The 7,053-nt window shown below is 61.3% G+C and carries 7 protein-coding genes; 3 read left to right on the plus strand and 4 right to left on the minus strand.

Going from position 1 to position 7,053, the window contains the following annotated elements; all coding sequences use genetic code 11:
* Nucleotides 1–31 precede the first annotated feature (31 nt).
* Nucleotides 32–514 carry a GntR family transcriptional regulator gene (locus IEZ27_RS53160; RefSeq protein WP_229825328.1) on the minus strand — a complete coding sequence of 161 codons (483 nt, stop codon included), beginning with the start codon at nucleotides 512–514 and terminating at the stop codon, nucleotides 32–34.
* The gene (locus IEZ27_RS53165; RefSeq protein ID WP_189654275.1) at nucleotides 495–749 is read right to left on the minus strand and encodes a hypothetical protein; all 255 of its coding nucleotides are present in this window, start codon (nucleotides 747–749) and stop codon (nucleotides 495–497) included. Before IEZ27_RS53165 ends, IEZ27_RS53160 begins: the two co-directional genes overlap by 20 nt.
* A 239-nt stretch (nucleotides 750–988) precedes the next feature.
* On the opposite strand from IEZ27_RS53165, the gene IEZ27_RS53170 reads away from it, so the two are divergent.
* Nucleotides 989–1,723 carry an XRE family transcriptional regulator gene (locus IEZ27_RS53170; RefSeq protein ID WP_189654276.1) on the plus strand — a complete coding sequence of 245 codons (735 nt, stop codon included), beginning with the start codon at nucleotides 989–991 and terminating at the stop codon, nucleotides 1,721–1,723.
* A gap of 388 nt (nucleotides 1,724–2,111) precedes the next feature.
* Here IEZ27_RS53170 and IEZ27_RS53175 read toward each other — a convergent pair whose 3' ends face one another.
* Nucleotides 2,112–2,633: a hypothetical protein gene (locus IEZ27_RS53175; RefSeq protein ID WP_189654277.1), complete on the minus strand. Its 522-nt coding sequence runs from the start codon at nucleotides 2,631–2,633 to the stop codon at nucleotides 2,112–2,114.
* Nucleotides 2,634–3,087: 454 nt separating this feature from the next.
* Nucleotides 3,088–4,392, minus strand: a complete 1,305-nt coding sequence (locus tag IEZ27_RS53180) for an ATP-binding protein (protein WP_189654278.1) — start codon at nucleotides 4,390–4,392, stop codon at nucleotides 3,088–3,090.
* Nucleotides 4,393–4,559: 167 nt separating this feature from the next.
* Between IEZ27_RS53180 and IEZ27_RS53185 the strand changes: the two genes are divergently transcribed.
* Complete coding sequence (locus IEZ27_RS53185) at nucleotides 4,560–5,861, plus strand: hypothetical protein (protein WP_189654279.1); 1,302 nt, start codon at nucleotides 4,560–4,562, stop codon at nucleotides 5,859–5,861.
* Entirely contained in the window at nucleotides 5,861–6,298 is a 438-nt protein-coding gene (locus IEZ27_RS53190) for a hypothetical protein (protein ID WP_189654280.1), read from the plus strand. Before IEZ27_RS53185 ends, IEZ27_RS53190 begins: the two co-directional genes overlap by 1 nt.
* Nucleotides 6,299–7,053 lie beyond the last annotated feature (755 nt).

The following is a 7,053-nucleotide window of genomic DNA, read 5'->3' on the forward strand; positions in this document are numbered from 1 at the left end:
CTAGGGGCAGATGCGGACGTCCCAGGACGTCTCATCCTCGAACGAACCGGCCCCGTCCATGCTCGACCACGACCAACCCTTCACCCTCCAGAACGTCGAGCGCCCGCCGCACCGTATCCCGCGAAGCCTCGTACCGCTGCCGCAGCTCCTTCTCGCTCGGCAACACAGCCCCCGCGGCGAGGGCGCCGCTCTCGATCTGAGCGCGCAGCTCAGAGGCGATCACCTGATATCGGTACGCGGTGTCCGCCCGCGGCCCCGGCACCACGCGGCCTTTCGAGGGAACCGTGACAACGACCCCCTCCTGCTCCAAGATGGCGAGGCCGCGCCTGAGGGTGTTCCTGGCCACTCGGAACTCCGCGCACAACTCAGCCTCGGACGGCAGTGAACCGCCCGCCGGATACCGACCGGCAACGACCCGCGCCCGAAGCCGCTCCGCGATCTGGGCGTAGACAGCACCGCCCGTCAGCCACGGAGATTCGTCCACAGCCATGCCGTCAGGCACGCCGATACGCATCAGAGATCAGACCCAGATCGATGCGCAGCTCGGCCTGCTCACCCGCGCGCCAGCCGTTCCGGGCAACCTGCTCAACCCGGTCGACGGCAGCCTCCAGATTGAGGCAACTGGTCCGCTCGTCGGGCTGATCGCCCCAATAGAACCAGTAGAACGGGACGTTGACGTAGACCTTGCGGATCCGAGAGCGACGATCCTGGACGCTCAACTCAGGACGCCCATCCTCAGCCGCCATCAAGACGGCCGCGATACCCCGAGGTCGTAGCCCGTTCCCCAGCTCCGTCAGCAGACGCTGCTGATAAGCGAGGCTCTGTGCTCGGCCGCTTTGCATGAGTTCCGTCCCTTCGGTGGCTCTTCCGGCCCCACGAGCATCGGCCAGACACCCGGAACCTCTACACCGCAACTAGGGGACGTCTAGAGACGTCTCATGTTAACGTCGCAGGCAACGACGGTTCCCTCACAGGAGCGGCGGCCCCCATGAACGACCACCTGCGCAACGCGATGCTCGCAGCCCGCATCACCCCGACAGACGTCGCGGCAGCCCTCACCGTGGATCCCAAGACTGTCCACCGCTGGCTCCAGGGCCGCATCCCCTACCCGCGCCACCGCTGGGCCATCGCCGACCTCCTCCAGGTCCACGAAGCCGACCTCTGGCCACAGGTAGCCCAACAACACCTCGCCCTCGCCGGCGACGTACGCGCCATCTACCCCCACCGCTGGGCCGTCCCCCAGAGCGTCTGGCACGCCCTCTTCCAAGGCGCAACCGAAGAGATCGACATCCTCACCTACAGCGGCCTGTTCCTCCCGGAAGACGGCAAGATCCTCGACACCCTCACCGCCCGAGCCCACACAGGCGTCAAGATTCGAATCCTCCTCGGCGACCCCAACAGCCCCCAGGTCGCCAGACGCGGCACCGACGAGGGCATCGGCCCCGAAGTCATGGCCGCCCGCATCAAGAACGCCCTAACCCTCTACCGCCGGCTACACGACGTCCCCAATGTAGAGATCCGCCTCCATCGAACCGTCCTCTACAACTCCATCTTCCGAGCAGACAACGAACTCCTTGTCAATCTCCACGCCTACGCCACCCCAGCCGCCAACGCCCCCGTCATGCACCTCCACCACAAGGAGGAGCAGGGCGCAGCCGCGGTCTACCTCACAAGCTTCGTACACATCTGGACCGCCGCCGCGCCTCATCACGACGAGATATGACCAGACACCGGGCAGCCCTAAAAGCAACTTCTCTACACGTCATCAAGGGCCGCGTCGCCTGCGGCGCCCCGGCCGCGCGCTGGCGGCAAGCTGGCCCGGCTGCGGCTCTTCGGCCGGTCCGGGCCAGCACCGCCTACGCACACATAGACGTCCGGGCGGCACAGACCCGCAGATTTGCAGCGATCAGGAATCGCCATAGTCCGCGTGGATCCGTTCGGCTTCTCGTTGCACCTCTTCTACTTCAACGTTGGCCTCCAAGGACGTTACACCGGGGTTTGGCTGGGAGTTGGCGAGCCCGCCCTTGTAGGTGGCTTACGCCGAAACCAAATCGCAATGACGCAGGAGCAAACTATCGCAGCCAGTCGAAGCGCATGGCATATTGCCGATATTAGACCCGGAAATCCTCATTTGGAGGATGACCCAAGTCGATGCGTCCTTGCTTTACAAACTGCCGAATAGCCTTCACGAGATAATCATAATCATCGGGATTCTTCATCAATTCGCTCTCCGAAAAAGTATTATGTATAGCAGCGACAGATGCTATGACATTAGCTGGCGCTACAAGTTCTATCTGCCACCGTATGGTCTTTAGTGTAAGTATCATCTCGTCAAAATTATCGCGAGCTTCTTTTGCGTCCTCTTCGAGCTCTGGGCGTAGCTCGTCATCTTTGTCGAGGCCGACAAGCCATTGACTTGTATGATAAATTCTCATCAGCACGTCTGCCGATTCGTCTGCAATCCGGGCGAATTCCGCATACAGTTCTCGGCGAACGGTGAGATCTCGCTGCTGCTTTTCAAACTGCTGTTGCTCGGCACGATCCTTCCGAGCGTTCCAGGCCTGTAATTGAGCGCCGCATAGTGCTCCCAAGAGACCAAACGCGCCAGCAATCAAGGCCACCCACCATGTCAACGTTGCATCTCCCTCACTATCCCCACACCCACACCCTCCGATCTTCTATATCGCCGACAGGCCTCCCCTGCGGTCAGCAACATCCATGCTTGCTACTACCCAACTCAGTGCATGACCATCCGCATGTCAGCGTGCTTGCAGCCCAGCAAGGGAACGTCTGCTAATAATCACTTTCGCTGACATACAACTCAGAAGTTGTCTATAGCACCAAAGTATCGCAACCTCACCAACTCTCAGCGAGAACTCGCGATCTTCGTGAGCCGCACATCACCAGGCCCGACCCTTGCCAATCTCGTGCCACGAGTTCACTCCAAAGGGGCCGGTCAAGGCCGTGACGATCGCGGACTTCGGTGCCCACCGCCGAAGTTGGGGCGATCGGCTGCCGCGGACCGACTTCGTCGGCCCTTGCCGCCGAATGAGATGGCTGACCAGCGGGTTGGCTTCCGATCCACGCCTATTGGAAGCGCATATGCTGTGCCCACTCCGGAAGCGCGATGTTGCTCAGCCACTTCTCGAAGTCACGCAGCCCCATCTCTAGCAGCAGGACGGTAATCCAATCGCGGGCCATGGCGTCAAGATCTGCGACGCTCCGGCCTCGGGGCCGTGCGGGTGGGAACCAGCCCCCGATCGGCTGCTCGGTCCCGTCCCTCGGGTAGTCGTTGATGTTGAGGACGATTGGTACACGCAAGTCGCTCTGAGGCTGAAGCCAGCCCTCCCATGCCTGCAGTTCGCTCGGCTCCGCCGCACCGATCGCGGTCGACACGGCGTCACACGCGCTCGAAATGGACACCAACTCGGCCAGTACACACCAGTAGAGGTCTTCTAGGCCGAGCGGGATGACCTCGTTCTGCTTCAGATGGCAGCGCATCCCCAGAAGGATCGACAAGGTTCGGCCGGCAAGGCTCAAGAACGCGGACGCACTGACCGGCACCCCGCCGGCGCTCTCAACGGTCCCCTGAAGAGGAGCACGCATCTTGAACGACGTCGCCCTGGCCTCCGTGATCTGCCAGGCCGAGGATTGCTGCGGCGGCGCCATTCCCCAGACCTTGTCGGGGATGGGGGAACGGTTCAGAGCGTCGAGGGCCGCTTCCTTGGCAACACTTCCCAGCCACGGGCGTTCAAGGATTCGTTGCGGCAGCAGAACTTCTCCCTTGAAACGAACGGTCACCAGGGTGGTGTGTTCGTCCGGCCACAGTGGGAAGTCGGGCGCGCTTCCCGCGAGAGGAGGTGGAAAGCTGATTGCTCCGGACGGTATCTGCGTCCCCACGAATCCTGTTTGATCACGCGCGACTAGATCGAGCACGCGTTGGCGGTCAGCCGGTACATTGTGGCCGGGGATCCTGTAGAGGGTTGTCCCCCTGACCAGAACAGGATGGAGAACGGCGTCCGCATCGATACGGAGCAGTGCGACGAGTTTGTCCGTGTTTGGAATCCGTATTGGGATCGCCTCCGGCAGAGCCCGCGGTACGAGGTCGCGCAGGTGAGCCATAAGTCCTTCGAAGTCCCGCTGGCTGATGCCCTTAAATCGAGCCTCGCCTGTCTCCTCTTCAGAGACTCCCACGAGCACTAGACCGCCGTCCGTGTTGCTGAGAGCCGCAACCGCCTCGGCCACGTTGTTGCCGCTGCGTTTCTGCTTGAGCTCCAGAGTGATCGACTCGGTAAGGAGATCGGCTTGCTCGGCAGTCAGCACGAAGTCCCGGACCGCCTGATAGTCGATCTGTGCAGCGGGTAGGTCGTACAAGCTATTGGTCGCTGGCATGGGCGCCACGGTAGTCGGTGGCACCGTACTCCGCTGTGGAATGTTCCGGCCGTCAGGAAGACCTTCGGAAACCGCGTTTCCCGCGCCCCGTCCGCGATCTCATACATCATCGTTACACGCTCTGCTTCCCCTGTCGGCGCAACGGCCGCACGGTTACGCTACGGTCCATGACCCGTGTTCCCTGGGCAACCCTCAGCGGCCAAGATATGGAGGACCTGGCTGCCCTCCTGCTCTTCAGCGAGTATCCCGACGGTGCTCAACACATCACCCCCTCCCAGGGCGACGGCGGTATGGACGTGAGAATCTGGACGCCGGACGGCTGGGATGTGTACCAGATCAAGAAGTTCTTCAAGTCTCTGGAGGCTGGTCAGAAGACGCAGGTGTTGGACTCCTTCTCCTCCTTCCAGGCCGAGGTGGCCAGCACCGGCATGGATGTCAAATGTTGGACAGTGCTCATGCCGTGGGACCCGACCCGGGAGCAGCGGGCGTGGTTTGAGCGAGAGACTGCCGACAGCGCCTTTCCCACTGCGTGGGAGGGGCTGACGCGGCTCGAACTGCTGGCATCGCATCATCCGGCCGCCGTCGATTACTTCATAGGGAACGGCAGAGAGCGTCTGTCCGATCTCATCATGCAGGCAATGCGTATCGGATCCGCGCCGCTGGAGGTTGCCCCGGGTGGGTCACTTGCCGGTGTGGCTCTGGCGAAAATGGTAGAGATCGAGGACCTTCTCCAGAAGTCTGACCCATTCTATCGCTACACAATCACCATCGAGTCAGCGCCGGACTTCAGCAATGGGCAAATAGCGCCTGCCCAGCAGCATGAGGTTGCCTACGCCAAATACCACGGCATCGATGCCACCCGTTGCGTGGTCATCCGTGCCTTCTATCGCACAGAAGGCATAGCCCAGCTCCGGCCGATTCGGGCGCACTTCCACCTGACACCAGAGGAGGGATCGCCAGAGGCGGCAGCGGTCCAGGAATTCTGGGAGTACGGAACCAGACTGGAGGACATCCCTGGCACGGTAACGGTACTTGACGATCCCACTGGTCTTGCTGATGAAGGACCGGGACTAATCTCTTTTATCGCCAGCGTTGACACCTTGCTTCCTGATCTTGAAGTTCGGCTCTTGAGCGAAGGTGGCCACGTTCTCCATCGTGTTCCCCTTGTCAATCCCGTTCGGTCGGCCGGCCAAGTTGAGGGAGGCAATAGTCTTGCAGCTCAAGATTCCGCTGGTACTTTCTCGATGGTCGTCAAAGCAAATGGAATGAGTGGCCGCTACGGCTTTCATTTCACCCTTAATGACCTGACCGGAAAGACGCCGATGCAGGTGCTTTCGTCGCTGCGGTTCATTCGTGACCTCCTGCCGGGCAATGCAACGGTGCTCGGCATACAGGGCGCAGGCGAACTCGGAAACCGCGTAGTGGTACCGGAAGGGCTGCCTCGATTACCCAGCGTGCTGCTGACCTGATGGAGTTCGTCAAGGCACTACTCATCTTCCAGCAGTACACCCTAGCCCGGGTCACGATCCCCCCGCTTGCAGATATAAGCGAGAGGCAGATGCATCGCATCGGTACCGTTGCGGACCTCCTGCTAGGGAAGGTCTACTCATCGGATTGGCGCAGCATTTCAATCAAGGTATCTGGAGCCCGAATTATTGCAGCACAATCCACGCCTAGCAGCGCCATCGTCCAAATGCAGCCATTGGTCGTTGATCTGGGCAGCAAATCCATCGAGTTCGATATCGAGGAGCAATATATTTTCCAGCGGCCAACATGCCTCGTCCCGATTGAAGAGCTTGAGGCAATGCCTGATGACGAGATCGTAGAACTGGTTCCTGGGGAAGACAGCAAGCTGATTCACCGGCTGCCAGTGGAACACGTGCCGCGGATGGTGGAAGTCGATTGACCCATAAGCCCCGCGCGTCACATCGTGGGGGGAACCTGGGACGGGCCTTTGTTTGTCCTGACAATCTCAGGATTCTACTTACACCTCTGTCAACACGGGGCGATAACTCCTTGATCGCCTGGGTGCGATGTCCGCAGCCGAGGCCTCTGCGGAGCGGATGGCGTGGGCGTAAACGCCCAAGGTGATCGAGGGGGCGGCGTGACCCAGGCGGACGCGACAACATGCACCGGGACGATGGCCAGGAGCAACGTGGTCGCCTGGATGTGGCCCAGGGTGTGGAGCCGGGCGTACGGTAGTGGGCTCTGTGGTTTCGGTGGTTGTGGTGCTTGATCAGGATTGGGAAGAGCAAGCGCTGACGGTGGCCGGCTGGACCCGTTCGCCCAAGCCGGTCGCATGTTGAGACACCCACGGCCAATCGTGAACACCCTGACCTGCTACGGATCGGACGCTGGCGTTCAGTTCAGTGCTGTACAGCAGCGGGGTACAGCAACGTCGACACCCGCAAGCGCCTAGCAACACGCACCATCTGCCACTTGACCGGGAGGAAGACCCCTCGACGTTGTGGCTGGCTCCCGTTTGCAAGCAGGAAGTCAGAAGCTCGATTCTCCTAGACTCCACCAGTGGGAACCCCTCCCCACGTGGCGCCGCCGCAGGCGGTGAGAAGGCCGACCAGTGCAAGCACGGCGGCGGCTCTCCGACCCTATCCGCGCGGACATCGCAGCTGGCCGGCTGAAGCCTGGCCAGGCACTCCCCTA

The sequence above is a fragment of the Nonomuraea spiralis genome (assembly GCF_014648435.1).
GTDB classification, from domain to species: Bacteria; Actinomycetota; Actinomycetes; order Streptosporangiales; family Streptosporangiaceae; genus Nonomuraea; species Nonomuraea spiralis.

What these genes read in the sequence shown, in the direction of transcription:
- IEZ27_RS53160 (WP_229825328.1), bottom strand. Translation starts at nt 514, where the DNA reads ATGCGTATCGGCGTGCCTGACGGCATGGCTGTGGACGAATCTCCGTGG.
- IEZ27_RS53170 (WP_189654276.1), top strand. Translation starts at nt 989, where the DNA reads ATGAACGACCACCTGCGCAACGCGATGCTCGCAGCCCGCATCACCCCG.
- IEZ27_RS53180 (WP_189654278.1), bottom strand. Translation starts at nt 4,392, where the DNA reads ATGCCAGCGACCAATAGCTTGTACGACCTACCCGCTGCACAGATCGAC.
- IEZ27_RS53185 (WP_189654279.1), top strand. Translation starts at nt 4,560, where the DNA reads ATGACCCGTGTTCCCTGGGCAACCCTCAGCGGCCAAGATATGGAGGAC.
- IEZ27_RS53190 (WP_189654280.1), top strand. Translation starts at nt 5,861, where the DNA reads ATGGAGTTCGTCAAGGCACTACTCATCTTCCAGCAGTACACCCTAGCC.